Source organism: Hymenobacter rubripertinctus (assembly GCF_003583925.1).
Lineage (GTDB): Bacteria > Bacteroidota > Bacteroidia > Cytophagales > Hymenobacteraceae > Hymenobacter > Hymenobacter rubripertinctus.
This window is the reverse complement of sequence record NZ_QYCN01000015.1, coordinates 20,723-47,625: the sequence shown is the minus strand read 5'-3', so window position 1 is coordinate 47,625 and position 26,903 is coordinate 20,723. Positions and strand designations below refer to the sequence as shown.

19 protein-coding genes are annotated in these 26,903 nt (G+C 64.0%); 5 read left to right on the top strand and 14 right to left on the bottom strand.

The window, feature by feature from the left end; translation table 11 throughout:
• The first annotated feature begins 103 nt into the window (after positions 1 to 103).
• The 3 genes from D0T11_RS11305 (at position 104) to D0T11_RS11295 (ending at position 4,955) form a co-directional block, all read left to right on the top strand.
• Positions 104 to 1,576 carry a glutamate synthase subunit beta gene (locus tag D0T11_RS11305; RefSeq protein ID WP_119655900.1) on the top strand — a complete coding sequence of 491 codons (1,473 nt, stop codon included), beginning with the start codon at positions 104 to 106 and terminating at the stop codon, positions 1,574 to 1,576.
• Between the two features lie 543 nt (positions 1,577 to 2,119).
• Positions 2,120 to 3,301, top strand: coding sequence for an acetyl-CoA C-acyltransferase (locus D0T11_RS11300; RefSeq protein WP_317127265.1), 1,182 nt, complete (start codon positions 2,120 to 2,122; stop codon positions 3,299 to 3,301).
• A 217-nt stretch (positions 3,302 to 3,518) separates the two neighbouring features.
• Positions 3,519 to 4,955, top strand: coding sequence for a toxin-antitoxin system YwqK family antitoxin (locus D0T11_RS11295; RefSeq protein WP_119655899.1), 1,437 nt, complete (start codon positions 3,519 to 3,521; stop codon positions 4,953 to 4,955).
• 270 nt (positions 4,956 to 5,225) lie between these two features.
• Here the strand turns inward: D0T11_RS11295 and D0T11_RS11290 are convergent, their stop codons facing one another.
• From D0T11_RS11290 to allB, 14 genes are all read right to left on the bottom strand, one after another.
• On the bottom strand, positions 5,226 to 6,536 hold the full coding sequence (locus D0T11_RS11290; protein WP_119655898.1) for a sensor histidine kinase: 1,311 nt from the start codon (positions 6,534 to 6,536) through the stop codon (positions 5,226 to 5,228).
• A gap of 536 nt (positions 6,537 to 7,072) precedes the next feature.
• Positions 7,073 to 8,455, bottom strand: a complete 1,383-nt coding sequence (locus D0T11_RS11285) for a sigma-54-dependent transcriptional regulator (RefSeq protein WP_119655897.1) — start codon at positions 8,453 to 8,455, stop codon at positions 7,073 to 7,075.
• Between the two features lie 97 nt (positions 8,456 to 8,552).
• A complete protein-coding gene (locus tag D0T11_RS11280; RefSeq protein WP_119655896.1) occupies positions 8,553 to 9,257 on the bottom strand; it encodes a head GIN domain-containing protein in 705 nt (234 codons plus the stop codon).
• Positions 9,258 to 9,414: 157 nt separating this feature from the next.
• Entirely contained in the window at positions 9,415 to 10,605 is a 1,191-nt protein-coding gene (locus D0T11_RS11275; protein WP_119655895.1) for an ABC transporter permease, read from the bottom strand.
• The gene (locus D0T11_RS11270; RefSeq protein ID WP_119655894.1) at positions 10,602 to 11,855 is read right to left on the bottom strand and encodes an ABC transporter permease; all 1,254 of its coding nucleotides are present in this window, start codon (positions 11,853 to 11,855) and stop codon (positions 10,602 to 10,604) included. Before D0T11_RS11270 ends, D0T11_RS11275 begins: the two co-directional genes overlap by 4 nt.
• Before the next feature lie 171 nt (positions 11,856 to 12,026).
• Positions 12,027 to 12,695 carry an ABC transporter ATP-binding protein gene (locus D0T11_RS11265; RefSeq protein WP_119656002.1) on the bottom strand — a complete coding sequence of 223 codons (669 nt, stop codon included), beginning with the start codon at positions 12,693 to 12,695 and terminating at the stop codon, positions 12,027 to 12,029.
• A 273-nt stretch (positions 12,696 to 12,968) separates the two neighbouring features.
• The gene (locus D0T11_RS11260; protein WP_245990765.1) at positions 12,969 to 14,336 is read right to left on the bottom strand and encodes a TolC family protein; all 1,368 of its coding nucleotides are present in this window, start codon (positions 14,334 to 14,336) and stop codon (positions 12,969 to 12,971) included.
• 170 nt (positions 14,337 to 14,506) lie between these two features.
• On the bottom strand, positions 14,507 to 15,751 hold the full coding sequence (locus D0T11_RS11255) for an efflux RND transporter periplasmic adaptor subunit (RefSeq protein ID WP_119655892.1): 1,245 nt from the start codon (positions 15,749 to 15,751) through the stop codon (positions 14,507 to 14,509).
• Positions 15,752 to 15,967: 216 nt separating this feature from the next.
• The gene (locus D0T11_RS11250; RefSeq protein WP_119655891.1) at positions 15,968 to 17,404 is read right to left on the bottom strand and encodes a DUF6986 family protein; all 1,437 of its coding nucleotides are present in this window, start codon (positions 17,402 to 17,404) and stop codon (positions 15,968 to 15,970) included.
• Positions 17,405 to 17,466: 62 nt separating this feature from the next.
• A complete protein-coding gene (gene uraH, locus D0T11_RS11245) occupies positions 17,467 to 17,805 on the bottom strand; it encodes a hydroxyisourate hydrolase (RefSeq protein WP_119655890.1) in 339 nt (112 codons plus the stop codon).
• Positions 17,802 to 18,317 carry a 2-oxo-4-hydroxy-4-carboxy-5-ureidoimidazoline decarboxylase gene (uraD, locus tag D0T11_RS11240; protein ID WP_119655889.1) on the bottom strand — a complete coding sequence of 172 codons (516 nt, stop codon included), beginning with the start codon at positions 18,315 to 18,317 and terminating at the stop codon, positions 17,802 to 17,804. The genes uraH and uraD overlap by 4 nt, the downstream gene beginning before the upstream one ends.
• A 195-nt stretch (positions 18,318 to 18,512) precedes the next feature.
• Complete coding sequence (gene allE, locus D0T11_RS11235; protein WP_119656001.1) at positions 18,513 to 19,259, bottom strand: (S)-ureidoglycine aminohydrolase; 747 nt, start codon at positions 19,257 to 19,259, stop codon at positions 18,513 to 18,515.
• A gap of 183 nt (positions 19,260 to 19,442) precedes the next feature.
• Entirely contained in the window at positions 19,443 to 20,690 is a 1,248-nt protein-coding gene (locus D0T11_RS11230) for an allantoate amidohydrolase (RefSeq protein WP_119655888.1), read from the bottom strand.
• A 236-nt stretch (positions 20,691 to 20,926) separates the two neighbouring features.
• On the bottom strand, positions 20,927 to 22,261 hold the full coding sequence (gene allB, locus D0T11_RS11225; RefSeq protein ID WP_119655887.1) for an allantoinase AllB: 1,335 nt from the start codon (positions 22,259 to 22,261) through the stop codon (positions 20,927 to 20,929).
• Between the two features lie 220 nt (positions 22,262 to 22,481).
• On the opposite strand from allB, the gene D0T11_RS11220 reads away from it, so the two are divergent.
• Positions 22,482 to 23,882, top strand: a complete 1,401-nt coding sequence (locus D0T11_RS11220) for a urate hydroxylase PuuD (protein WP_220473722.1) — start codon at positions 22,482 to 22,484, stop codon at positions 23,880 to 23,882.
• 533 nt (positions 23,883 to 24,415) lie between these two features.
• Positions 24,416 to 26,896 (top strand): outer membrane beta-barrel protein, encoded by a 2,481-nt coding sequence (locus tag D0T11_RS11215; protein WP_119655886.1) that lies wholly within the window; start codon positions 24,416 to 24,418, stop codon positions 26,894 to 26,896.
• The last annotated feature ends 7 nt before the right edge of the window (positions 26,897 to 26,903 follow it).

Genomic DNA, 26,903 nt, shown 5'->3' with positions numbered 1-26,903 from the left:
TGCAACCCCCAATCGTCAGGCTCCCCCTCTCCCCCTGGAGAGGGGGCCGGGGGGTGAGGCACCCCGTCAGCATGAACATTCTCTGGAATAGACCAAAACCATCATGGGCAATACCACCGGTTTCAAAGAATTCCCGCGCGAGACGCCGGGCAAGGCGCATCCGCAGGAGCGGGTGGCGCACAACCGCGAATTTGTGGGGCAGTACTCCGAGGAGCAGCTGCGCCAGCAGTCGGGGCGGTGCATGGAGTGCGGCATTGCGTTCTGCCACGCGGGCTGCCCGCTGGGCAACATCATCCCCGAGTTCAACGACGCGGTGCACGACCAGGACTGGGAGCTGGCCTACCAGATTCTGACTTCCACCAACAACTTCCCCGAGTTCACCGGCCGCATCTGCCCCGCGCCCTGCGAGGCGGCCTGCGTGCTGGGCATCCACAGCGCCCCGGTGGCCATCGAGGAAATTGAGAAGCACATCATTGAGGTGGCCTTCGCGCGGGGCTACGTGCGGCCCACCGCCCCGGTGCTCAAAACCGGCAAAACGGTGGCCGTGGTGGGCTCCGGACCAGCCGGACTGGCCGCCGCCGCCCAGCTGGTGCGGGCCGGCCATGCCGTCACGGTGTTCGAGCGCGACGACCGGCCCGGGGGCCTGCTGCGCTACGGCATCCCCGATTTCAAGCTCGATAAGTGGGTGATTGACCGCCGCCTGCGGGTGCTCGAAGACGATGGCGTGGTGTTCCGCTGCCACACCGAAATCGGGCGCGACGTGCCAGCCCAGGAGCTGCTGGCCCAGTTCGATGCGGTGGTGCTGGCCGGTGGCGCGCCTGTCCCCCGCGACCTGCCCATTCCGGGCCGCGAGCTGCCCGGCGTGCACTTCGCCATGGACTACCTGGTGCAGCACAACCGCCGGGTGAGCGAACTGCCGGTGGAAGAGGCCGACCTCCAGGCCACCGACCTCGACGTGGTGGTTATCGGGGGCGGCGACACGGGCTCCGACTGCGTGGGCACGGCCAACCGCCAGCAGGCCCGCTCGGTGGCCCAGTTCGCGCTCATGCACCAGCCCGCCCCCGAGCGCCCCGGCTTCGAGCCATGGCCCCACTACCCCAACGCCGTGTTCCGCGTCAGCACCTCCCACGAGGAGGGCTGCCAGCGCTACTGGGGCATCCAGACCAAGGCCTTCCTGCCCGACGAAAACGGCCACCTGCGGGCGCTGCTCGTCACCGATATCACCTGGGAAACCGACGTACTGGGCCGCCGCCTGGCCTTCACTGAAATCGAGGATTCGGCCCGCGAAATTCCCTGCCAGCTGGCCCTGCTGGCCCTGGGCTTCGCGGCACCCCGCCGCGCCGGCCTGCTCGAACAGCTCGGCGTGGACTTGGATGAGCGCGGCAACGTGCGCACCGCCCCCGAGGGCTACCACACCAGCCGGCCCAACGTATTCGTGGCCGGCGACATGCGCCGGGGGCAGTCGTTGGTCGTCTGGGCCATTTCGGAAGGCCGCGAAGCCGCCCGCCAGATTGACCTCTTCCTCACCGGCAAAACCGCCCTCCCCAGCAAGGACGCCGTGGGTATGTTTGGGTGAGAATGGCTGGCAACTCAGCCCAAAGGCCCTTATGCCGAGCGGAAGCGAAGCATCTCTACTAGGGCTCATCAATACTCCTTGAACGAGGCCTCAGCGAGGCGTCGGCTCCGCTCAGCATAAGGCTTCACCCCCCACGCGTAGAATGCCCGCTGGAAACAGCGGGCATTCTACGTTTATAGCCGCCTTGAAACGGCGGCGGGCCGTCGTCGAAGTTGCTGCGGAGAAGGGCTGGGGCGCGGGCGGCGGCGGCGAGTCGTTGTTGATGCGTGAGCCCAGGCGGATGGCGTTGAGGGTCTTCTGCGTCGATAGCTAAACGCTACCATCGGATACAGTGCCTGCCAAATACGGACGCGGTTAGGCCGAAAAAAACCATCCGCTAGCCGCAGAGCCCAGCGGCCCGTTCTTGTTTCAGCAACACGAGAGAACAAGTCGCCAGGCTCTGTAGTAGCACTTGTCTCAGAGGCCTCCCGGGTAGGTTTCATACCGTTGCCTTCCCCTTTCGTACCTTTGAACTATACCCTCACCCCACCCAACAACAGCACTATGCAAATCAAGGAAGTAGTTATTGTCGCCGCCGTACGCACCCCGATTGGCTCGTTTGGTGGCAGCCTGGCCTCATTGTCGGCCATTGAGCTGGGCGCTATTGCCATTAAAGGCGCGCTGGAAAAGGCCGGCCTCGATGGCAAGGAAGTGCAGCAGGTAATTATGGGCAACGTGATTTCGGCCAACCTGGGCCAGGCTCCGGCCCGCCAGGCGGCCAAGAAAGCCGGCCTGCCCGACACCGTGGAATGCACCACCGTGAACAAAGTATGCGCCTCGGGCTCGAAAGCCATTATGTACGGCGCCCAGGCCATTATGCTGGGCCAGGCCGACGTGGTAATGGCCGGCGGCATGGAAAGCATGAGCAACGTGCCATATTACCTCGACAAAGCCCGTTTCGGGGCGAAGTACGGCAACGGCCAGATGATTGACGGCCTGATGAAGGACGGCCTCTGGGACCCCTACCACGACTATGCCATGGGCAACGCCGCCGACGCCACCGCCGCCCACTACGGCATCACGCGCGAAGACCAGGACGCCTTCGCCCAGCAGAGCTACGAGCGCAGCGCCGCCGCCGCCAAGGCCGGCAAGAAGAAGGACGAAATCGTGCCCGTCACCATTACGGTACGCGGCAAGGAAACTGTTATTTCTGACGACGAGGAGTACCTGAAGGCAGATTTCAGCAAGTTCGCCGGGCTGCGGGCCGCCTTCACCAAGGAAGGCACCGTAACGGCGGCCAACGCCTCCACCCTCAACGACGGGGCCGCCGCCGTGCTGCTCATGAGCCGCGAGAAGGCCGATGAGCTGGGCATTAAGCCGCTGGCCATCATCCGGGGCTTCGCCGACGCCGAGCAGGCTCCCGAGTGGTTCACTACCACCCCGGCGCTGGCTATTCCGAAGGCACTGAAAAATGCCGGCCTGGACGCTTCGGAAGTAGATTTCTACGAAATTAACGAGGCTTTCTCGGTGGTTTCGCTGGCCAACAACAAGCTCCTGAACCTGGAAGGCACGAAGGTGAACGTGTACGGCGGCGCAGTTTCGCTGGGCCACCCGCTGGGTGCTTCCGGCGCCCGCATCGTGACGACGCTACTGAACGTGATGGAGAACGAAGGCGGCAAAATCGGCGTTACCGGCATCTGCAACGGCGGCGGCGGGGCCAGCAGCATCGTACTGGAAAAAGTATAGGGGGCTGCTAGGTTTTAGCTGCTAGCTGTCAGCTTTCGTTCTGTATACCTGAGACTTCACTCTGAAAGCCCTGCCGCTTGTTTTGCGGCAGGGCTTTTGTTTGCGGGCACCACGCTCTGGCCGTTAAACGGCACTGCGAAACCCCGCGTCACCCACCGCGAGAGCCTGCGTGAAACCAGTAACGCACTACTTCGCCATTTCCCCCGTTCTTGCTGCTATGAAGCGAATTGTCATCCTGCTACTGCTCACTGCTACCACCGCTCAGGCCCAGAAACTGCGGCGGCTGACCACCTACTTCGACTCCACGAACGTGCACAAGCGGGAGGTTTTCTCGGCCCTGGTGGCCGGCGACACCGTGATGCAGGGGCCGTACAAGCGGTTTTACTACTCCGGCAAGCTCGAAGCCCAGACCCGTTACACTGCCGGCAAGCGCGACTCGGCTTACGTAGAATTTCACCCCACCGGCGGGCGGCGGGTAGAAGTGACCTACCAGGACGGCGTGCGTCAGGGGCCGTTCAAAACCTACTACGCCAGCGGCAAAATGGCCCAGGAAGGCACCTACGACAACGACGAGCCCACCGGCCTGCTGCGCTACTACTTCCCCGACGGCAAAATCAAGCTGGAAACGACGCTGACCAAAGGCCAGCCAACTGGTCTGGTGCGCGAGCTGTACGATTCGGGCAAACCTAAGGCCGAAATCACCTACGCTGAGGGCCAGGCCAACGGGCCGGCAAAAACCTATTATGAGAACGGGGAGCTTCAGAGTGAGGGCACCTACAGCCGCGGCCTGCTGGCCGGCCCCTACAAAACGTACTACGACAACGGCCAGCTCGAAACGGAGGTGCTGGCTGATAAGTCGGGCCGGGGTAGCTACCGCACCTTCTACCGCTCCGGCAAGCTCCAGACCGAGGGCACCTACGTGGCCGCCACCTTCAGCGGCCGGGCCGTGAAAAACCCCCTCGGCGACGACCTCACCAAGCAGGCCCGCTCCCTGGCCGGCGGCACCAGCAACCTCGACGGCCCGGCCAAAGCATACTACGAGAGTGGGGCCATTAAGAGCAAGATGAACTACCGCCAGGGCGTGCTGACGGGCACCCAGGAGGATTTCTACGAATCGGGCAAGCCGGCGCAGAAAATCGAGTACGCCAACCAGGCCCGGGACCGAAAAATCACGACCTATTTTGAGGATGGCAGCCTGCACCGGGAGCAGCAGTACAAGAACGGGCAGCCGGTGGGCCAGTGGCGCACCTATTTCCCCGGCGGCAAGCAGGTACAGCAGCTCGAAACTTACCTCAACGGCCGCCTGGGGGGCGAGCAGCTCACCTACTACCCTACCGGTACGCTGCAAAGCAAGCTGCTCAACGAGAACGGGAAGCCCGCCGGCCTGGGCCAGTCGTTCTACCCCTCGGGCAAGCTCCAGGCCGAAACCACCTACGTGCGCGGCCTCAAAACCGGCCCCTACCGCCTGCTGCGCGAAGACGGCACCCCCGAAATGAGCGGGGCCTTCCGCAACGGCAAGGAAACCGGCGTCTGGAGTTACTTCGGCCCCGATGGCACGACGGTAAAGGAGAAGAAAACCTTCCGCAACGGCCAGGTTGTGGACCCCAACCAAACCCCGCCGGTAAGGCCCACCCGCAAACCACCAGTGCGGTGAGTGAGTGAGTGAAATAGAACGTCATTCCGAGCGAAGCCGGAGGCGTAGTCGAGGAATCTCGCGTGCAGTACTAACCCTGTTATCAGGAATTACTTTGGCACGCGAGATTCTTCGACTACGCCTCCGGCTTCGCTCAGAATGACGTTTCTTTTTCCGCCGGGTCGCCGGCTAGTACTTTGCTCGGAATGACGTTCCATTTCACTCACTCACTCACTCACTCACTCACTCACTCACTCACTCACTCACTCACTCACTCACTCACTCACTCACTCACCGCTTCACCGCGAACCACACCGTAAACGCCGTGCGGCCGTTTTCCTGCGTCTCTAAGCTGAAGCGAAACTGATGCTGGAGCAGAATGTCGCGGACCAGGGTGAGGCCGATGCCCTGGCCGTCGCGCTTGGTGCTGAAGAAGGGCGTGAACAGGCGGCGCTGCACTTCGGGGGACAACGGTGCGCCGTCGTTTTCGATGACCAGGGTGGGCGGATTGTGGCTGGTGCGCACCCACACGTGGCCGTTTTCACCGATGGCTTCGAGGGCGTTTTTGCCGATGTTGAGCAGGGCCTGTTCCAGCTGCCGGGCATCCAGATTGACCACGAGCGGCCCCTCGGCCAGCGCCAAGTGCCAGCTGATGCGGCGGTTCTGGGCCGGCACGTGCAGCAGGCGCGTGAGATGACGCAGCAGCTCGTGCACGTCGGTGGGCGCGGGTTGCGGGGGCGGCAGGCGCACGAGGTGGGCGAAACCAGCCGTAAAGTTGACCAGGTTGGTATTGCGCTGAATGGCCACGTCGAGGGCTTCCGTGAAATCGGGCGCGTCGGCGGGCGCGAGCTGGGGGGCGTAGTGGTGGAAGCTGTTGAGCAGCGAGTTGATGGCCCCAATGGAGTTGTTGACCTCGTGCGACATCATCCGGATCAGCTGCTCGTAGGCCTGCTTTTCCTGTTTAATCAGCTCCCGGGTCAGTTCTTCGAGCAGAATAAACTGCCGGCTAAATCCCCGGTCGATGAAGTGGGAGCAGCTGGCCCGGTAGGTTTGCAGGCCCGAGAGGCGCACCACCTGGGGCTCGGCCTCGCGCAGGCGGGCCAGGGCCGCGCCCCACTCGCCGGGCAGCGCGGCGGGGCGATGGCCCAGCAGGGCGGCGGCCGATTGGCCCAGCATCCGTTCGGCGGCCGGGTTCACGCCTTCCATTTCCCCCTCAAAAGAGAGCAGCAGCAGCCCGGCCGGTGAGGCCTGAATCAGGCTTTCGAGCAGGTGGCTTTTCTCGTGCCGGGTGACGCGCTCCTGGCGCAGGGCGTCTAGCATGTGGTTGTAGACGCCGATGAGCTGGTCCATTTCCCGCTGGCCCACGGGCACAAATTTCAGGGAGAAATCCTGGGCCTGCATGGCCGCCGTGCCCGCCGCAATCAGCTCAAACGGCCGCACGAAGCCCCGGTACAGCTGCACCGTGAGCACAATGCTGATAAGCAGCAGCACCTCCAGGCCCACGAACAGCACCGGATTGGTGCGCAGCACCTGCCCCGCCAGCACGATGAGTACCGCGTGAATCAGGACCACGAAGAGCAGAAACTTAACGCGTAAACTCATCTTGCTGATTGAGGGATTTGGCTAACGTGCGGGGTAAGTAACAGCACTAAAAAACGTCCGGCAGCGCCTTCCGCGCCCCGAGCGGCGACGAAGCATCCCGCACGCTGCTGGTGCAATAGTACCCGCTTCACGCGGTAGCTCGTGAAAAATGGTTCTTGAAAACGCGGCAGCACGTGGGGCACTTGCGCTTCGGGTCGCGTATGGAGGCCAGGCACCCGGCCCCTGATGAGGGAGCACTCCCGTCATCAGCGCGGTGGTACCGCGCCAGCTCCACCCCCATGGGCACCCCCCCCCCCCCCGTTAGCTGGCCCCAAGTTGGTGCGCTGACTGCTTTGGCCGCTACGCGGTTCTCTCTCCAACCAAGCTGATGCGCCTGTAAAGGGGATGATGGCTTCGGGAAGCAGGCACAACGAAGCCCGGGAGCCTGCGGCATTTTCGCATGTCGCTTTACAGGGAATAGAACCCGACGCCGCCACGCCAGATGCCTGGCCACCGCTTAGTGCGCGGCAGGCACCGCATGACGTTCTTCTCCCCTACTACCCTTCCGCCGTTTCAATTCCGTACTTCTCCAGCCTTCGGTACAAGGCCCCGCGGCTCAGGCCCAGGGCCCGGGCGACGCGGCTCAGGTTGCCTTCGTAATGGGTGAGGGTGCGCCGAATCATCTGGGCCTCTAATTCTTCCAGGGTCATGGTGCCGGGCTCGGGTAGCTCGTTGGGGTTGGTGGCAACGGGTAGCGCGGGGGTCTGGGCCTGGAAATCTTCGGGGCCGAGCTCGTCTTTGCCCGAAACCAGCACGGCCCGTTCCACCACGTTTTTCAGCTCCCGGATGTTGCCGGGCAGGGCCTGCTCCTGGAGCCAGTGCTGGGCCCGAACGCTCACTTTCAGGGCCGGGCGCTGGTAGGTGGCGCGCAGGGCGGCCACGAAGTGCTGCACCAGCAGGCCAATATCCTGGGGCCGCTCGCGCAGGGCGGGCAGGTGCACGGTGATCAGGTTGATGCGGTAGAACAAATCCTCGCGGAAGCGGCCCGCCCGCACTTCCTCGGCCAAATGCCGGTTGGTGGCGCAGACCACCCGGATATCGAGGCGACGCGGCTTGCTGTCGCCGAGCACTTCGTAGGTGCGGTCCTGGAGCACGCGCAGCAGCTTCACCTGCGAATTGAGGTCGAGCTCCCCGATTTCATCCAGGAAAATGGTGCCGCCCTGGGCCATTTCGAAGCGGCCCACGCGGTCGGCTTTGGCATCCGTGAACGCCCCGCGGCGGTGGCCGAACAGCTCACTCTCAAACAGGGAGGCCGAAATACCGCCCAGGTTCACCTTCACGAAGGGCTGGCGGCGGCGGGTGCTGTTGCGGTGCAGGGCCTCGGCAATTAGTTCCTTGCCCGTCCCCGATTCGCCCTCGATAAGCACCGAGGCATCGGTGGGCGCCACCTGGCCCACCTGGCGCAGCACGTGCAGCAACCCCGCATCCTGGCCCACGATGCCCGTAAAATCGTACTGGGCATCGAGCTGGCGCCGGCTGAGGGTGGCCGGGTCGGTGAGGACCGGGTCGGGTTCGGTGAGGGCCAGCACCGTGCGGATGGTCTGGAGCAGGTGGTCGTTGTCCCAGGGCTTGGTAACGAACTCGGCGGCCCCGGCCTTCATGCCAGCCACGGCCAGCGCGATGCTGCCCCAGCCCGTGAGCAGCACCACCGGCAACGCCGGCCGCAACCGCTTGAGTTGGGTCAGCAGGTGCAGGCCGTCGTGGCCGCTGGTATCGAGCGAGAAGTTCATATCGAGGACCACCAGCCGGGGCGCGTTCGTTTCCACGAGGCGCAAGGCCTCGGCGGGCGTGGCCACGGCTTCGGCGGGGTAGCCGTTCTGCTTCAGCAGCAGGCGCAGGGAAGTGCGCACGGCAATATCATCGTCAACTAGTAGAATCATGGACCGTTCAGGTATCGGGCGGGTAGTTTTCCCGCAGCAGAGCGCGGAGTAGCGCGGAGGTGGGTCGGGGACTATCGGAAATGGGCAGAGCGGCGGGCTACCGACTCTTTACGCTGCCGCCGCTGCTGGCCGTTTTCTTGACCTGGGCCGCGCCCCCATAGCGCACAAGGCCCCCGCTCGACGCCTGGGCCGTCAGGGTTTCGCGCACTTCAATGTTGGCGATGCCCCCACTCGACGCCGAAGCCTCGCAGGTGGTGGCTTGCAGGTTTTGGCCCTTGAAAATACCCCCGCTGGAAACGTCGACCGTGAGGCGCTGGGCCTGCCCGGTGGGTGAGGCAATGCCGCCGCTGCTCAGGTCGGCGCGGAGCGCGGCCGCCCGGATTTCCCCCTCCAGCATGGCCCCCGACGACAGATCGAGATTCAGCTTATCGATGACGTAAGGGCCGGCCAGCGCGATTTTGGCGCCGCTGGTGCCCTTGAGGGCCGCCACGGCCGGGGCCGTTACCTCCACCAGCAGGTGGAAGGTGCGCCTGTTGCGGTCCTGCTTTTCGTCTTTCTCCCGCTCAAAGCTGATAATCAGCACGCCGTTGCGCACGTCGGTTTTGAGGCGGGCCAGGAGCTCGGGCGTGTCGGCGCTGGCCTGGAGGCGTTGGGCGGGGCCGGCGGTCAGGTTCAGCTCGATACCGTTGCTCACCTCAATGGCCGTGAAACTAGCGACGGAACGGGGTTCGGTGGCGGTTTGGGCCAGGGCGGGCGCCAGGGCCAGCAGCCACAACAGGGCCAGGGTCGTGAGGTTTTTCATAGGGAGCGGGGAAAGATAGTGGTTGAAACGGCAAATGCGCCGCCTGATTGTTCGGTTGTCTGGAGGTATAACTGGTGTTGGTTTTCACGCAAGTTCGCGGAGGAATGCGCGGAGTTCAAAGGGATGCCGGGCAACCACAGCTACCGGCCAGGACCTCTTACTCCTCCCGCAGCGCCACGGCGGGCTGGATGCCGGCCGCCAGCCGGCTCGGGTAGAGGGCGCACACCACGGCCAGCAGATACAGCACCCCGGCTGCCAGCAGCATGGCAGTGAAGTAGATACTGGGCAGGACGCTGAAGATGCCCAGCAGCGGAAACTGCACGGCTACCAGCAGCCCCAACACCAGCCCGAAAGTAGTCAGAACCAGGATTTCGCCCAGTACCTGCCCGCTGATGTTGCCGGCCGTGGCACCCATGGCCCGGCGCACGCCAATTTCACCCCGCCGCCGGCTGATGTTCAGCCACAGCACCCCAAACAGACCCAAGGCCACATTAATGATGAGAAACAGGCACACTACCCCCAGGATAACGGGAAGTACCAACCCAAACTTGAATTGAGTCAGCCGCTGTTCGGCCAAGGCTCTGACATTGCTCGACCAAGTAGTGCCGGCGCTACGAATATCGGCGCTGATTTTCTTTTCCAACGCTGCGCCGCTTCCGGGCCGCACCTTCACCAGAAGCGTATTCCGGGCGCGGGTCGTATCGTCGGGGCTGAGGTAAACGAACATTGCGGGCCGGGGCTCCTGCAACTCACCATCGGCGCGGTAAGCGCCACTTACACCCACCACCTGCCACTCGGCTTCGCGGTTGTTGATGCGTTTCCCCACGGCCGGCGCACCAGGCCCGAATAGCTTATCGCGCAATAGTTGCGTAATGACTACCGGGGTCCGGGTGGCGGTTTCATCGCGGTGATCGAACCAGCGGCCCTCGCGCATTTGCACCCCCATTACCTCGCGCAGTTCAATGTTGGCCTCGTAGTAGTTCACATCTTCTACCGACTGCTTTATACCATCTTTTTCCGTTTCCATCCAAGTGGTGTTGTTACTGCCGGAAAAGGGCGTGTTGGAGGCGGTGCGCGAGACGCTGACCACGCCCGGCGCACTACGTAGCTGGCGCAGTACGGTTTGCAAGGTGGCGAACTGGTCGGCCCGGGGTTGGGTTCCGGCGTCTAGGTCAATTACCCACACGTTATCGTAGCTGAAGCCCATCGGCTCCTGGTAGTTGCGCCAGTTAAAGAGGCCCACGCTGCCCACTACAAACAGCACTACGAAAGCCAGAAATATTTCAGCCAGCAGCAGAGCATTGGCCCGGCGGCGGTTCCACATCAGCGTAATTAGGTGGCGAATCATAAGGCAACTTCTCCTTTCAAGACCTGCGCGGCCTGTAGTTTCGACATTTTATAAGCCGGATACACTCCCGACAGAATTCCAAATACCAACGCCAGCCCCAGCGCCACCCCAAACACCCGCCCATTGAGGGCAAATTGGGCGTAGGGAATCAGGTGAATACTGTTAATGAAGACCAGCATTCCGGCGGCCAGCCCTAACCCCMGCCCCCCCCCGAGCAGCGTCAGGAAGATATTTTCGATGAGAAACTGCCGCATTAGCGCGCTGGTGGTAGCTCCGAAGGCTTTGCGCACCCCAATTTCGGAGGCCCGCTCCAAGGTGCGGCTCACGTTTACGTTTACCAGGTTCAGAGCCGGCAGCAGCATGAAGAGCAGCGTCAGGGCCAGAGCTACGCGCACGACCAGTCCGCTGGACCCGTCGGCCGATGAACTGCCGTTGGCGTGGGCAATTAGGGAGGCAAAGAGCGTGTGGGCGCGGGTACGCAGTTCCTTGAACTGCTTGGGATCGGGCAACGGAATCCGGGCAACCACCTGCTGAAACTCCGCCTTCACGTTGTCGACCTCGGCCGCCGAAGGAGCCAGCAGAATGGCCATGTAGCCGCCTAGATAGTTGGGGTCGCGCAGGTTGGCCGTGGTTGTGCTGAGCGGCACCCAGACCTCGGCGTAGGACTGAATCCGCGACAATGGCACGTCGCGCACTATACCCACTACTCGGTAGGGCACGGCGTCCAACTCCATTACCCTCCCGAGCACGTTTTCACTGGCGCCGAAGTAGCGGCGGGCCGTGCTCTCGTTTACGACCACCACATGCGCCGCGTCGCGTTCTTCGTGAGCATTGAACGGCCGGCCGGCCACGAAGTCAAAGTTGAGCACCTGCCAGAACACGTCGTCGGTGCGTTTGAGGTCGAGCTTGAGCGTCTGATTACTTGCGTAGGCGGCCACGGTGCCGAAATTATGCTCGCATAGCGACACCTTTTCCGGTGTGCGCAGGGTGCGGGCGTACTTGTCCAAGAAGGCATATCCGAGCCCCGAATTGCTCTGGCCGCCGTCGCGGTAGAAAAGCTGCATCCGGGTGATAAATAGCAGCCGGTCGGTACGCAGCTCCGGCATTTGGGGACCCACGGAGTAGTCCACCATGGCGTACATCACCAGCAGCACCATTAAAGTAAACGAGATACCGAACAGGCTGATAAAGGTGAAGAATTTGCGCCGCAGCAATACCTTCCAGGCAATTTTGAGGTAGGAAAGGAACATGGTTGTTAGGGGTTGGAATTGTTAGGGCGAAAGGAACAATCCGTCATGCTGAGTGAAGCGGACCGTAACCGAAGCATCTCCACCGCTTCGTTATAAAGCCTACCCTTACAGTGGAATTATCACTGCGGGAGAGATGCTTCGGTTACGCTCCGCTTCACTCAGCATGACTGTTTAAGAGACTTGGCTGCCGTCGAAGAAGCGGATGAGGCGCTGGGTTTTGAGGGCCTGCTGCTCGTCGTGGGTGACCATGACGATGGTGGTACCTTCCTCACGGTTGAGGGTCAATAGCAGGTCCATGATTTCCTCGCCCATCACCGAGTCGAGGTTGCCGGTGGGCTCGTCGGCCAGAATGAGTTCGGGCTGGCCGGCCAGGGCCCGGGCAATGGCCACGCGCTGCCGCTGCCCACCCGAAAGCTGACTCGGGAAGTGGTTGGTGCGCGCCCCGAGGCCCACTTTTTCGAGGGCGGCGTAGGCCCGCTGCTGGCGCTCCTTGCCGCTCACGCCGCTGCGGTAAAGCAGGGGCAGCTCCACGTTGTCGAGCACCGAGAGGTCGTTTATCAGGTGGTAGCTCTGGAAAACGAAGCCTATTTTGTGGTTGCGCAACCGGGCCAGCTCCTTGTCGGAGTAGCTCTGCACGGGGCGGCCATCAATTTCCAGGGTGCCGCTGGTGGGCTCGTCGAGCAGACCCATGATGCTGAGCAGCGTGGACTTTCCGCAGCCCGAAGGTCCCATAATCGAGACGAACTCGCCTTGGTTGATGGTAAGGTTAACGTGATTGAGGGCCACCGTTTCAATGGTGCGGGTCTGGTACACCTTCTCGATGCCGGTGAGCTGGAGCACGGCCCGGCCCGGAGCCAACGTGGCAGTAGCAGCCTGGGGAGAAGACGAATCAGCGGCAACCGGGGCGAATAGATTGGTCATGAGGAAGAAATTGAAAGATGAGCTGTCCGGTTTTGGACAGGGGAATGCACTGGTTGAGGAAGGATAGCCAAGCAGCGGGCCAATTTCACAAGTATTTTATTTTCAATTACTTAACAACTAATCAGCATACAAGCACCTGATAAATTGTGTCCGGTTTCGGACAGTCTGTTCGGTTGTGATTCTGCTGGGCGACTACTCCCCCACCAGCGCTTCGCCCCGCTCAAAATCGTACAGCGTCAGGGCCCTTAATCGGTAGTGGGCCACCCAGGCGGCGCGCAGAGCCGCAATGTAGGCGCGGCGGGCCTGGTCCTTTTCGGCGGTGGCAATGGTGAGGTCGGTGAGGCTGATGCGGCCCACCTGGTAGGTAGCCTGGGCAATGGCGTAGCGCTGGCGGGCCAGGGTGTCGGCACGAGCGGCCAGGGCGAGCTGGGTGGCCAGCGGGCCGAGCTGGGCAGCCTGCACCCGCACGCTCTGCTCGAAAGTGGCCTGCTCCTGCTGCACGTCGGTTTGCACCTGCTGGCGGGTTAGTTGGGCGGTTTTTACGGTGGCCTGGCGCCGGCCCCAGTCCACGAGGGGCACCGCGAAAGTGAGGCCCACCTGCTGCTGGTTTTGCAGGCCCGCGTAGGTGTCCCAGAGGTTGGGGGCCTGGTTGATGTAACCCAGGTTGGCCGAGAGCGTGGCCTGGAATCCGGTGGTGCCGCGGGCCAGGGCCACGGTGCGCTCGGCTTCGAGCAGGCGGCGTCGGAAGCCCAGCACCAGCGCCCGGTTCTGGCGGGCCTGCGCCAGGGCCAGCGCGGGCGGCACCACGGGGCGCGGGGCGGCGGGCACCGTCAGGCGCAGGCTTTCGGCGGCCAGGCCGGTGTAGGCTTGCAGCTCCACGGCGGCATTTTGAGCATCGAGCTGGGCCTGCACTTCGGCCTGCTGGGCCGTGAGCAGGTTGAGTTCGAGGCGCAGCAAGTCACTTTGGGAGAGGCGGCCGAGGCCGTACCGCGCCCGGCCCAGGCGCAGCAGCTCGGCGTTGGCCTGGGCGTTCTGGCCGGCCACCTGGGCGTTTACCTGCTGGCCCAGCACATCGAAATACAGCTCCGTGATGCGCTGGGCAATGCTTTCGCGCTCTTCTACGTACTGGCGTTGGCTTTCCTGGTAGCGCAGCGGTTCCAGCCGCCGGGCCCAGCGCAGGTCGTTGAAACGGCCGATGGGTTGGCTCAGGCCCACCACCACCGGCTGGTTGTTGTAGCGCCGCAGCCCCCCGTTGAAATCGTCGAACCGCTGCACTTCCGAGGCCACGAACACCCGCCCGCCCGTCAGGCCGATGTTCTGGCTGAGCGTGAGGGCCAGGTTGGAGTTGTTGAGGCGCACGGCCCGGAAATCGGTGGTGCCGTCGGGCTGCACGACTGGCGTGACGGCCCGGCTGAACCCCGGCAACAGGCCCTGCAAGCCCAGCTGGGGCCGGTAGTTGGCCCGGTAGCCCCGCCACTGCCAGTAGCTCTGGTCGCGGCTGGTACCAGCCTGCCGCGCCACCGCCGACTGGCTCAGGGCCTGACTGATGACCTCGCTCAAACTTATAGCTGCCTCTTCTAATGAGCTGTTAGCTACTAGCTGATAGCTATCAGCTTTCGTGCTTATATCCTGATTGAGTACGGGTGCCTGCTGGGCGTTTACTTCCTCAATGAAAAAGCTAATAGCTAGCAGCTGACAGCTAATAGCTAAAGTCCGAATGGCTAAATTTCTCATTGGATGGTGAGTTCGGGCGTGTCGAGATGGTCCTTCATGTCGGAGACGACGATTTGCTCGCCGGGGCGCAGGCCGCCGGTTACCTGCACGTAGTCGAAGTTGCTGGCCCCGAACTGCACGGTGCGGCGGGTGGCGCGGCCATCTTTCACCACGAATACCGGCTGCTCCTTGCCGCCCTGGTAGAAGGGGCCGTTTTTCACCCGCGTGACGCCCCGCAGGGAGTTGGTCACCACGAACACGTCGGTGCGCAGGTTGGGGCGCAGGACCGGGTAGTGGTCCTGGGCCAGGGTGGCGTAGAAGGTGACCACGCCCTTGTCCACGGTGGGACTCACGGTGCTGATGGTGCCGCGCAAGTCGAGGTCGTTGATGCGGACGATGACCGGGTCGCCGGGGTGCAGGGCGTCGGCGTAGGTGTCGGAAATGGTGGCCCGCACCCGGAAGTGGGTCAGGTCGGCCACGCGGGCCAGGGGGTCGCCGGCCTGCACGGTGGAGCCCAGGGCGTCGTTGAGCCAGGTGAGCACGCCCGGCTGCTGGCTGCTGATGTTGGCCTGGGCCAGCTTGCCGGCCAGCTCGGCAATATTGCGCGCCTGCATCTGCACCGTGAAGCCCAGTTCCCGCACATCGGCGGCGTTGGTGGCCCGCTGATTGCGAATCTGCTCGTGCAGGCGCTGCTGCTCCAGCTGGGCCAGGCGCAGGCTCAGCTCGGCCTGGCGCACGCTTTCGGCCGTGCCGCCGCCCACTTTCAGCAAGTACTGCTCGTCGCGGAGCGCCGATTGCAGGCTGCCCACCTTCACCTGCTGCACCTGCTGCTGGGCTCGAAGGTCGTTCAGGGCTTTTTCGAGGGTGAGCCGGAGCTGGTCGTTTTTGATGCGGTTCTGCTGCTGCTCATCCTGGAGCTTGGCCAAGGCTGAATTCGTCAGTTCCCGGTCGAGTTCCAGCAGGGGCTGGCCGGGCCGCACCGGGCTGCCCACCGGCACCAGCACCCGCCGGATGGTGCTGGCAATGGGACTGGTGATGACGGCCTCCCGGGCCGGAATAACCACGCCGGCCGCCGTGAGCGAAGCCTCCACGTCGCCGGTTTCGGCGCGGGCCAGCAGAATTGCATTGCGCTCCAGACTGGGCTGGAGCACCGTGCGGAAAGCCAGCAGGGCCGCGCCCAGGGCCAGCAGCAGCCCGGCACCCAGCAGCCAGCGGCGGCGTTGGCGGCGGTTTTGGGTGGTAGTTGAAATGGCTCTGTCCATTTTCGTACAGGTAGAGGAAAGGTTCTACCCAACGAAGCCAACCGCTGTGCCAAGTTTATAACATATTTATCATCAATTATTTACATCAAATATCGCCAGCAAGGGCAAAAGGAAACCTGTCCGTTTCCGGACAGGTTGTTCACTACTGCCCCTCCCAAAAGGGAGGCGTGCTAATTGCTCTCCCTGTTGCGCATCCACCCCGCCGCGCCCGCCCGCCTACTGCGGACGGGCGCGGCGGCCTTCGAGAATGCGGAAGAAGGAGCGGCTCTGGATTTCCTCGGTGGTGAGGCCGGTGGCCCGCACTTCCTCCTCCGTGATGGCCCCGCAGTTGAGGGCCCGCAGGAAAAAGTTGAGCAGGCCCTGGCCGGTGGCGGCATCATCGAAAATGTCGCCGGTGAGGGTGGAAATGGCGGCCCGCTCCACAAAGGATTTCAGTCGGTGCAGGGCATCGTCGTAGCTGCTCAGGAAGAAGGCGTAGGTGGCCGCGTAGCGCATCGGGAGCTGAGCCGGATTCAGGTCCCAGCCCTGGTAGAGGCCGTTGATGAGCGAGTGGGTGGTGTGCTGAAACCCCTGCCGCCAGGCGTTGTGCACCGATTCGCGGTTTTCGCGCAGCTGCTCGTAGCTCAGGTTTTCGCCCCGGTGCGGCCCAATGGGCATCACGTTGGTGGCCCCGTCGGAAAGAAAGATGCCGGTGCCGCCCAGCGCCACCTTGGTCATGTGGTGGGCGAAGTCGCAGACCGGGTGGGCCATGGTCTGGTAGCGGGCCGTGATGCCGGCCGAGGCCGTGTAGTCGTAGGTGCCGAAGTGGGCAGCCACGCAACGGCCCTCACTGGCCCGCATGATGCGCAGCAGCGGGTTGCGGCCCTCGGCATCCATGATAATCTGGGTGGCTTCCACCATCGTTTCCATCCGCAGCGTGCCAGCGGGCAGACCGTTGGCCTGTTCCAGCAGCTCCAGCAGGCGCACCATGGTCGTCATCTGCTCCGGAATAGTCACCTTGGGCAGCATCACCACGAAATTAGCGGGCAGCTTCCCGCCGGTTTCGGCCAGCAGCGTGGTCAGAAAAATATCGAGCGTGCGCACGCCCCGGTCCTTCAGGTCCTCGGTGAAGGGCTTGATGCGGATACCGATAAAGGGCGATACCGTGCCCTCGCGCATGCCCTGAGCCAGCGCCCGGGCCGCCTGCACGGCCGTGGCATCCTCCTCCGCATCGGGGCGGTTGCCGAAGCCGTCCTCAAAGTCGATGCGAAAATCTTCCACCGCTTCGGTCTGGAGCTTGTACACGATTTTCTGGTAGATGGCGTAGGCCAGCCCACCCGGCTCGCGGCGGCGCTCCTCGGGGCTCAGCGCTTCGAGGCGGCGGGTGAGGTAGGCTACGTCCTTTTCCAGCACTGGCAGGTGCTCGTGGCCCCGCAGCTCCAGCACCCGGGCCAGCTCCACGAAAGTGGGCGCGTAGGTGCGCAGGTTGTGGAGGGCAATATCGCCCATGCGCACGCAGGTATCGGCCTTGAACAGGTTGGCCCCGCCGTACACGGTGTGCACCGGCTGGCGGTCGGGCCGGTCGCCGGGGTACACGCGCTGGAATTGCAGGTTGGCCGCGCCGAGTGCGTCGAGGAGCTGGGTTTTGTCGGTTTCGGGAATGCTGAGCTTCATAGGGTAGGCGGTGGGGTCAGATTGGGAGAAAACGGGAACGGGGCGCAGGTTGCAGCTGCCCGTCAGGAGCCGCGGTAGGTAGAGTAGCCAAAGGGGTTGAGCAGCAGCGGCACGTGGTAATGTTCAGTTGAGTTGACGGTAAACCCGATTTCCACGAAGGGATAAAACGCGCTGACTTCCAGTTCATCGAAGTAAGCCTGGGTCAGAAACCGGAGCTGGTAGATGCCAGGCAGTAGGTGCTGGGTGGGCGGCAGCAGGTCGGGGAGGCGGCCGTCGGCGTTGGTGAGGCCCCGGGCCAGCTCCCGCCAGCTGGTTTCGTGCTGCTCGGAGAGGATGATGGTGACTCCGGCCGCTGGCCGGCCCCGGGTGGTATCGAGGATGTGGGTGGTAATCTGGCTCATGCAGGTTCGTCGGCTAGTAGTTTTCTCAGTCTGATTTCCGTGATTTTAGCCTGCTCGGCGGCGGCCACCCCAATTTCCACGGCGGGCGCGTGGGGCAGCCGGGCTTGCAGCAGCGCCAGCATCTGCGCGGCCGATTTGCCGGTGGCGCACACGATGAAGATGTAGCCGAACCGCTGCTCGTAGGCCGCGTTGCCGGCGGCCAGCTCGCGCAACGTTTCGTCGGTGGCGGCGGCCACGGCTCCCTGCTCCTGTCCGGCCCAGGCGCTGGTAGCCGCGAATTTCTCCCGCAGCCCCGCCACGTCCCCAATTTTAGGATGGTGGGTGAAGGCTTCCCGCCAGTCGGCTTCGGTCAGGTTTTGCCAGATAGCCTCGGATGCGGCAACCAAGACAGCGCGGGCGGCGAACGGAAACCGGCGGTTCAGCTGCTCCACCCAGGCCGTGGCTCCGCAGCACTTGTGCAGTTGCTCAGCGCGGGCCGCGGGCGGGAGGCAGTTGAGTTCGGAAAGGGTCATACTAGAGGTGGGCAAGGCAAAAATTGAACGTCATTCCGAGCATGTGGCGCATCAAGCCAGGAACGAAGCCGGAGTCGAGGAATCTCGCGTTTCATGGTAATCCTATCATCAGGGTTAGTTGATGCAACATCAGCACGCGAGATTCGTCGGTCCCTTGCTTGATGCGCAACATGCTCGGAATGACATTCAGCAGGACTACATCACCGTGGGGAAGCGGTTGACGTTTTTGTAGTAGATGTAGACCGAGTCTTCCTGGCCCATGGCGGTGGCCCACTGCTGGCAGTAGGGCGCCATCCAGATGGAGTCGCCCTTTTTGACGGGGTACCAGTGCTGGTCGAGCATGTAGATGGCCTGGCCCTGGAGGTAGAGCAGGCCGTGCTCCATGATGTGGGTTTCCACCATCGGCAGGTGGCCGCCGGTGCTGTAGGTGAAGATGTTCACGGCCATGTCGAAGCCCAGCTCGTTGGGCAGCAGCTCCTGGATGCGCAGGGCCTCGTCGTTCATGTACACGGGGGCCTTGCTCAGGTCCCGCTCGCCGAAGAGTAAGGCCGGCGCGGCGTGGCCCGCCAGTGGCTCGTACGTCTTGTGAAACGTCAGCAGCTGGGTGCCCTCGGTAGGGTTTTCGAAGCGGTACTCCTGCCCCACCGGCACGTACACGTACTGCCCCGCGGCCAGGCTCCGGGCCGCGCCAGCCACCGTCACCTTGCACTGGCCTTCCACTACGTAGAAGAAAATCTGGGCCGCTTCGGTCCGGCCTTCCAGCCGGCCCTCGCTGCGCAGCGTCACCAGCGTCTGGCACAGGCGCGCGCCCATTTGCTCGTTGATGATGACGTTGACAGTGCAGCCCGTCCAGCCGGGCACGTTGCTGTTGATGTAGCCGTCGGGGGCAATAATGGCGTGGTTGGACCGCACAACGGAGCGGGTGAGGGCAGAAATTTCCATGAGGGTAAACAAGTCAGATGCAGGTAGAATGGATGATTATCACCCCCTCCCCTCCGGGAGAGAGGTGCGTTCAACGGTTTCTCGCGTCTGGCACCTCTCTCCCGAAGGATTCCGCGAATTGAGCGGCGTGGGCCGGGGGTGGGGTAAGCCGGGGCGGTAAGTTACAGGTTCAGCTGACGCGGCCTAGTCATTTTGCGCCGCCAGCAGCATCAGAAACTGTTCGGCGACCTGCACGGCGGCGGCTAAATCGGGCAGCTCCACGTTTTCGAGGGGGTTGTGGCTGATGCCCCGGAAGCAGCGCACGAAGAGCATGGTGGCCGGCGCTATCCGGGAAACCGGCACCGCATCGTGGCCCGCCCCGCTCACCAACGGCACCACCACCTGCCCCGAGTCGCGGATGGCGCGGGCCAGCAGCTCGTTCAGGGCCGCGTCGCAGGCGGCGGGGGGCGTATGCTGCACCAGCGTCCAGGTGAGCTGGAGCTCCCGGCGGTCGGCAATGGTCTGGGCCCGGGCGGCCAGCTCAGCGGCGGCCGAAGCCAGGCGGGTGGCGTCGGCGCTGCGCAGGTCGAGGCTGCACGCTACCTCCCCCGGAATGACGTTGCTGGCGGCGTGGCGCACATCGAGCTTGCCCACGGTGGCCACCAACTCGTGCCCGTACTGGCGGCCGAAGGCTTCGGTGGTCAGCACGAATTCGGCGGCCCCGGCCAGGGCGTCCTGACGCATGGTCATGGGCACGGTGCCGGCGTGGCCGGCCATGCCGCGCCAGGTCAGCTCCACCCGCTGCTGGCCCGCAATGGCCGTTACCAGCGCCACCGGTAGGTTACGCTCCCAGAGCACCGGCCCCTGCTCAATGTGTACTTCCAGGTAGCCCAGCCATTCGGCGGCGGGCAGCGCGTCCTGGGGTAGCTGCGCCACGTTGCCGCCCATGTGGGTGATGGCCTCGGCCAGGGTGATACCCGCCGCATCGGCGCGGTCGAGCAGGCTGCTTTCGAAGGCCCCGGTCACGACTTTACTGCCCAGGTAGGTGGTATGAAACCGCACGCCTTCTTCGTCGCTGAAGGCCATCAGCTCCACGTGAAAGGGCAACTCGGCCTGGCGGGCGGCCAGCTGTTCGAGCAAATCCAGGCCCAGCAGCACGCCCAGCGGCCCGTCAAACTTGCCCGCATTCACCACCGTATCGATGTGGGAAGCCAGCACGAAGGTGCGCGCCCCGGGCCGAACCGAAGCCCACCGCCCCCGCACGTTGCCGATGCCGTCGAGGCAGGTTTCGAGGCCGGCCGCCGTCATCCAGCCCCGCACCAAAGCCTGCCCGGCCACGAAAGCCGGCGTCCCGAAGCGGCGCGTCACGCCATCCGCATCCTCACTGATAGCGGCTAAGGCTTCAATCCGCGCCATAATGCGCCGGGCACGTTCCAGGTAAGTTATCGTCAAGGGTCGGGAAGTTGGTTGTTGGTTGTTGGTTGTTGGTTGTTAGCAGAAGAACGTCATTCCGAGCGCAGCCGAGGAATCTCGCGTGCAATGGTAATCCTGTCGTTCAGTTACTTGATCCAACGTCAGCACGCGAAATTCTTCGGCTGCGGCTCTACATGCGCTCGGAATGACGTTCTTTTTTGACGACGCAATCATCTATACTGCTGTTCCTGCGCTCTGAATAACGTTCTCTTTAGTCATCTACTAATCATCTGCCCCTGATTGAGCAGGCGAAAGTCAGGGCGGGCGTAGGCCAGCTCGCCGGCCAGCCAGGTTTGCTCCACCACGCCCAGCAGCTCCCGGCCCAGGTAGGGCGACACCTTGTGGCGGTGGTGCAGCGCCTCTTCCGTGACGATGAACGCGGCGCCGGCGTCCAGGACCACGAAATCGGCGTCGTAGCCGGGGGCGATGCGGCCCTTGCGGTGGGCCTGGCCGATGAGCTTCGCCGGATTTTCGCTGAGCCAGCGGACCACGTCGGGGAGGGTGGCGCCGTGGGCGCGGGCGGCGGTCCAGAGCACGGGCAGGGCCAGCTGCAACGAGGCAATGCCGCCCCAGGCGGTGCTGAAGTCGCCGGAATCCAGCTGCTTGAGGTCGGGCGGAGCGGGCGAGTGGTCGGTGGCTACAAAATCGATAAGGCCGCTTTGCAGGGCCTGCCAGAGCAGTTCGTTATTAGCCCGCTCCCGGATGGGCGGCGCGCACTTGTAGGCCGTGCCGCCGTCGGGAATATCTTCGGCCGCGAAAAACAGGTAGTGCTGGCCGGTTTCCACCGTCAGGGGCAGGCCCCGGGCCTTGGCCGCCGCCAGAGCCGGCAGGGCATCGGCGGAGGACAAGTGCACGATGTGGACCGGGCAGCCGGTTTCCTCGCAGAGCCGGATCATCAGGCGCACGGCCTCGTCTTCCCAGTGGCGGGGGCGGGAGGCCAGGTAGTTGGCGTAGGACCGGACGTCGCGCTGCGGCCAGGCGTCATCGTCCTGGCTTAGCTCGCAGTGCACCAGCAGCGGCAGGCCGTGGCGGGCCAGCTCGGGCATCACCCGGCGCAGGTCGGCCTCGGTGGCGTTCGGAAAATCGTCGATGCCCGAATGGGTCAGGAAGGCCTTGAAGCCCAGCACGCCCCCGGCAATCAGGCCCGCCACCTCACCCGCGTTGCCGGGCACGAGGCCGCCCCAGAACCCGCAATTCACGTGCAGCTGCCCGGCCGTGGCGGCGCGCTTGAGGGCCAGGGCCGCCGCCGTGGTAGTCACCGGGGCCGAGTTGAGGGGCATATCCACGAGGGTGGTGAGGCCCCCGGCCAGGGCGGCGCGGGTGCCCGTGTTAAACCCCTCCCACTCGGTGCGACCGGGCTCGTTGAGGTGCACGTGGGGGTCAATCAGGCCGGGCAGCAGCGCGTGGCGCCCCAGCTCGTAGACCGGCACCGCCACCGGCTCATCGGGCGGGAGCACGGCCCGGATGCGGCCCTGCTCCACCAGCACCAGCCCCGGCCGGGACCCGGTGGGCGTTATAATTTCCTCACTTCGAAGCGCGAATTCTTTCATTGATTGCCGATAACCGGCACCCAAAATGATAATATTTTAAATAAAACGCTTGTTCTCTGCCAACTTCCTAAATCAAAAATCCCGTTATTCCCGGCTTTGCGGATTGCGCCGGGCCGGTGGCATCCGGGTATCAGGCTCATAGCGTGGCACCTGGCCGCGCCGGGGGCCCGCCCCGCTCCTGCTGCGGCCAGGTCCGCTGAATACCCGTTTTCCGTTTTCGATGACGCATTATTTACTTTTTGGGATAGTAACGGCCGTGCTGCTGCTGATTGGGGGCGTTAGTGCGCTGCTGCACCGCTTCGCCCGCGCCCACCGGGATGGAGAGCTGGGCTCAAGCGGCCTCACGATGCAGGGCTTCGCCTACGCGCTGACGGTGCTGGCAGTGCTGTTTCTGCTGGCCGTGGGCTACCAACTGGCCGCGGGTACCGTGTGGGAAGGGCACCTGATGGAATGGCTCAATATTGTGGTGCGCCTGATGCACATCACCTTCGGCATTGCCTGGATTGGGGCCTCGTTCTACTTCGTGTTCCTGGAAAACGCCCTCAACCGCACCGATAACGTGCGCGACGAGCTGGCCGGCAACCTCTGGGCCGTGCACGGCGGCGGCTTCTACTACCTCGAAAAGTACAAGCTGGCCCCGCCCACCATTCCCAAAGCCCTGCACTGGTTCAAGTACGAAGCCTATTTCACCTGGCTGTCCGGCTTTAGCCTGCTGTGCGTGGTGTACTATTTCAACGCCGGCAGCATGCTGATTGACCCGCGGGTGCTGGCCATTAGTCCGCTGGCGGGCGTGGGTATTGGGGTGGCCTCGTTTGGGGTGGCCTGGCTGCTCTACCACGGGCTGTGCCGCACCCGCCTGATGCAGAACGGGCTGCTGACGGCCGTGGTGGGCGTGCTGATCTGCACGGCCTTCGCGTGGTTTTACTGCCAGGTGTTCAGCGCCCGGGCGGCCTATATCCACTTCGGGGCCATGCTGGGCACGCTCATGGTGGCCAACGTGTACTTTATCATCATTCCGGCCCAGAAGGAAATGGTACGGGCCGCCACCGAGGGCCGCCCCCTCGACCCGGCCCTGGGCAAACACGCCGGCCTGCGGTCCTTGCACAACAACTACTTCACGCTGCCGGTGCTGTTTGTGATGGTGAGCAATCATTTCCCGAGTACGTTTTCCAATACCTATCCCTGGGCCGTGCTGGCCGCCATTGCCCTGGGCACGGCCGGCATCAAGCACTGGCTGAACCTGCGCGAAAAGCACCAGCCCAGCGGCCTGGTGCTGCCCCTGGCGGCCGGCCTGCTGCTGGCCGTGGCCTTCGTAACGGCCCCCAAAGCCGACCCCGCCGCCGCCGCCTGCACGCCCGACGTGCGCATGGCCCAGGTCCAGGCCGTGGTGCAGCAGCGGTGCATCCGCTGCCACTCCGCCACGCCCACCGATGAGGTCTTCAAAACGGCTCCCAACGGCGTGGTCTACGATTCGCCCGAGGACATTATCCGGCTCCAGGATAAAATCATGCAGCGGGTGGTCATCACCAAAACAATGCCCCAAAACAACAAAACCCAGATGACCCAGGCCGAGCGGGACCTGATCCGGTGCTGGATTGAGCAGGGAGCCCGCAACCTGTAACGCGCCGCCCTCCTCTTCTTTGAACCGCCCGTAGCTGGTGCTATGGGCGGTTTTTTTATGGGCTGGGGAAAGGCAAACCCCAGCACGACAGAAAATCAACCACGCAGGCAACCGTTGGTGGCGGCGGCCCATCTACCCTGCTGCACCCGCCTGGAACGTCGCAAAACACAACCTTTTCCGGGAAACAAAAAATTAATACCAACAGTACCTTGCGTTGCATAGTACCTTTACTTACCTTTGGTTCGTTGATTAGATAATCATCCGGCCGCGATGCTGCCCCTGAACGGGAGTCCGCCGCAGCCGCTACCCCGGACCCCACCCTTGCGCCAATCGGGCCGGGTGGGAGGCCCCGGTCGGAAGCCCTGGTTTCCGACCGCCGCCCGTTGTGTTCCGGCTTTTGGCCCCCGCCTGCTGGCGGTCGGTGCCCTTCTTCCCCACGTCTGAATTGCTGGCAACTATGCCAACCCGGCGGAACCGCGGCCACCGGGAGCGGCCTCTCTTTGCCCGATTTTTCGTCCAACACCTCCCTTCTTATGACTTCCTCTTCTTCTTTCGGCCGGACCCTGCGGGGTCTGGGGCTCCTTGCTGCGCTCTTTCCGCTGGCCGCTACGGCCCAGCAACAACCTACCGGCAGCGTGGCCGGCACCCTGCTCGACCAAAGCACCGGCCAGGCCCTGCCCTTTACCAGCGTGGTGCTGCTCCGGGCCCAGGATTCGAGCTTTGTGGCCGGTACCGAAACCCTGGAAAACGGCGCGTTCCGCCTCGAAAAGCTGGGCCTGGGCAACTACCTGCTCAAGACCTCGGCCATTGGCTACCAGGGGTTCCGCCGGGCTGTGAGCCTGACCAGCACCGCGCCCACAGTGCAGCTGGGCGTGCTTAAACTGACTTCGACTACCACCCAATTGAAAGGCGTGACGGTGACGGGCGAGCGGGCCACGGTGGAAAACGAGCCGGGCAAGCGCGTCATCAACGTGGAAAAAGACCTGGCCAGCGTGGGCGGCATGGCTACCGACGTGCTGCGCAACGTGCCCTCGGTGGCCGTGGATGCCGGCGGGAGCGTGAGTCTGCGCGGTTCCTCCGACCTCACCATCCTGATTGATGGCAAGCCCAGCGGCGGCACCAACGGCGGCCCGGGCCTGCGCCTGGACCAGATTCCGGCCTCCCGCATTGCCCGCATTGAGGTGATGACCAACCCCTCGGCCAAGTACGATGCCCAGGGCACGGGCGTCATCAACATCATCCTGAAAAAGCAGACCAAAAACGGCGTGAACGGCACGGCCAGCCTGCTGGGCGGCACCCGCGACAAGTACAACGCCAGTCTGGGCCTCAACAAGCACCAGGGCGCCGCCAACTGGCGCCTGAGCTACGACCGCCAGGACGAAACCTACCACAACCGCACCGAAAACCGCCAGACCAGCGGTCCGGTAACCACCCGCCAGGAAGGCCTGGGCCGGGAGCTCAACGCTTCCCACAGCGTCAACGTGGCCCTCGACTACGAAATCAACAAGCAGCAGAGCCTGAACCTGAGCGTGAACCCTACCTGGCAGCACGAGCTGGACCGCAACCAGCAGCTGCTGAGCACCACCCGCGAGGGCCAGCCCACCACCACCCAGCAGGGCGTGCAGCAACTCGACGTGAACGTGCTGGTGATGGAAAACGTGGGCAGCTACCGCCACACCTGGGACAAGCACCCCGGCCGGGAGCTGACGGCCGTGGGCGGGGCCGTGCTCGTGCGGGCCGATGTGCCGGTAACCCAGACCCTGGAAAGTGGAGCCCTGACCAGCTGGCGCCAGCAAATGGACGTGGACGTGAACATCTACTTCGCCCAGCTCGACTACACGCTGCCGCTGGCCAACGACAAAGGCAAGCTCGAAACCGGCCTCAAAACGCAGTACCAGCGCAGCCAGGGCACTGCCGACCTGTTCGCCCAGCAGCCCGATGCTCCCGGCGGCTACGTGCGCGACGCGGCCCGGTCGCTGGCCTACACCTCGCGGGAGCTGATACCGGCCGCCTACGCCAACTACCAGCGCGGCTGGGCCAACAACTGGAACGCCCAGGCCGGGTTACGCACCGAGTACACCCGCGTCAACGGGGCCGTAGACGGCGGTCAGGGCCAGTTCGATATCCGCTACCTGGGCCTGTTCCCGACGGCCAGCCTGAGCCACGGCTTCGGGCAGACCGATACGACGAAGGCCAGCGAGCAGCCCCAGCACCTGACGCTGAGCTACGCCCGCCGCCTGAACCGGCCCAATTTTATGCAGCAGCTGGCCGTGCCGCTCTACCTCGATCCGCGCTTCTACCGCCTCGGCAACCCCGCACTCCGGGCTGAGTTCAGCCACAACCTGGAGCTGGGCCACCAGCTGAGCCTGCCCGGCGGGGCCGAAATCACAACGACGCTGTTCGGGCGCTTCACCAACAACTCCATTCAGCGCCTGCGCGACGTGGATACCGTGGCCACCAACCGCAACCCCGCCGCCGGGCTGGTGCTCGTGGAAACCTTCCGCAACGCCGGCTCCACCACCAACATGGGCCTCGAACTTACCTGGAGCCAGCCGATTACCGCCTGGTGGAAGGTGCAGGCCAATGGCTCGATTTACCGGGCTCAACTGCAAACCAACGCCACCAACGCCAGTTCGCGCCGGGTCCTGAGCAGTACGGTGCGCCTCAACCAGAACTTCAGCCCCACTCCCGCCCTCGACGTGCAGCTGACCGGTTCCTACCGCTCGGCCACCATCACGGCCCAGGGCCGGCAGCTGGGCACCGGCGGCCTCGAAGTAGCCCTGCGCCAGCGCCTGTGGCAGAACCGCGCCGCCCTCACCCTGCGCGTTTCCGACCTCTTCAACACCCAGGTACGCCGGGCCGAAGTCAACTCGCCCGACCTCAACTCCACGCTCTACACCAAGCCCGAAACCCGCGTCGGCTGGCTGGGCTTCACCTGGTACCTGGGAGCTACCAAAGCCAAAGCCGGCCGCATTGAGGCGGCCCCGGCCGGCGGCGGCGGCTTCGGCGGCTAATCCAGCC

Bases quoted from the DNA above. Each gene is read 5' to 3' on its own strand.
- D0T11_RS11255 (WP_119655892.1), bottom strand. From the start codon at position 15,751: ATGGACAGAGCCATTTCAACTACCACCCAAAACCGCCGCCAACGCCGC.
- D0T11_RS11305 (WP_119655900.1), top strand. From the start codon at position 104: ATGGGCAATACCACCGGTTTCAAAGAATTCCCGCGCGAGACGCCGGGC.
- D0T11_RS11250 (WP_119655891.1), bottom strand. From the start codon at position 17,404: ATGAAGCTCAGCATTCCCGAAACCGACAAAACCCAGCTCCTCGACGCA.
- D0T11_RS11215 (WP_119655886.1), top strand. From the start codon at position 24,416: ATGACTTCCTCTTCTTCTTTCGGCCGGACCCTGCGGGGTCTGGGGCTC.
- D0T11_RS11275 (WP_119655895.1), bottom strand. From the start codon at position 10,605: ATGATTCGCCACCTAATTACGCTGATGTGGAACCGCCGCCGGGCCAAT.
- D0T11_RS11285 (WP_119655897.1), bottom strand. From the start codon at position 8,455: ATGATTCTACTAGTTGACGATGATATTGCCGTGCGCACTTCCCTGCGC.
- uraH (WP_119655890.1), bottom strand. From the start codon at position 17,805: ATGAGCCAGATTACCACCCACATCCTCGATACCACCCGGGGCCGGCCA.
- D0T11_RS11220 (WP_220473722.1), top strand. From the start codon at position 22,482: ATGACGCATTATTTACTTTTTGGGATAGTAACGGCCGTGCTGCTGCTG.
- D0T11_RS11295 (WP_119655899.1), top strand. From the start codon at position 3,519: ATGAAGCGAATTGTCATCCTGCTACTGCTCACTGCTACCACCGCTCAG.
- D0T11_RS11280 (WP_119655896.1), bottom strand. From the start codon at position 9,257: ATGAAAAACCTCACGACCCTGGCCCTGTTGTGGCTGCTGGCCCTGGCG.
- uraD (WP_119655889.1), bottom strand. From the start codon at position 18,317: ATGACCCTTTCCGAACTCAACTGCCTCCCGCCCGCGGCCCGCGCTGAG.
- D0T11_RS11290 (WP_119655898.1), bottom strand. From the start codon at position 6,536: ATGAGTTTACGCGTTAAGTTTCTGCTCTTCGTGGTCCTGATTCACGCG.
- allE (WP_119656001.1), bottom strand. From the start codon at position 19,259: ATGGAAATTTCTGCCCTCACCCGCTCCGTTGTGCGGTCCAACCACGCC.
- allB (WP_119655887.1), bottom strand. From the start codon at position 22,261: ATGAAAGAATTCGCGCTTCGAAGTGAGGAAATTATAACGCCCACCGGG.
- D0T11_RS11300 (WP_317127265.1), top strand. From the start codon at position 2,120: ATGCAAATCAAGGAAGTAGTTATTGTCGCCGCCGTACGCACCCCGATT.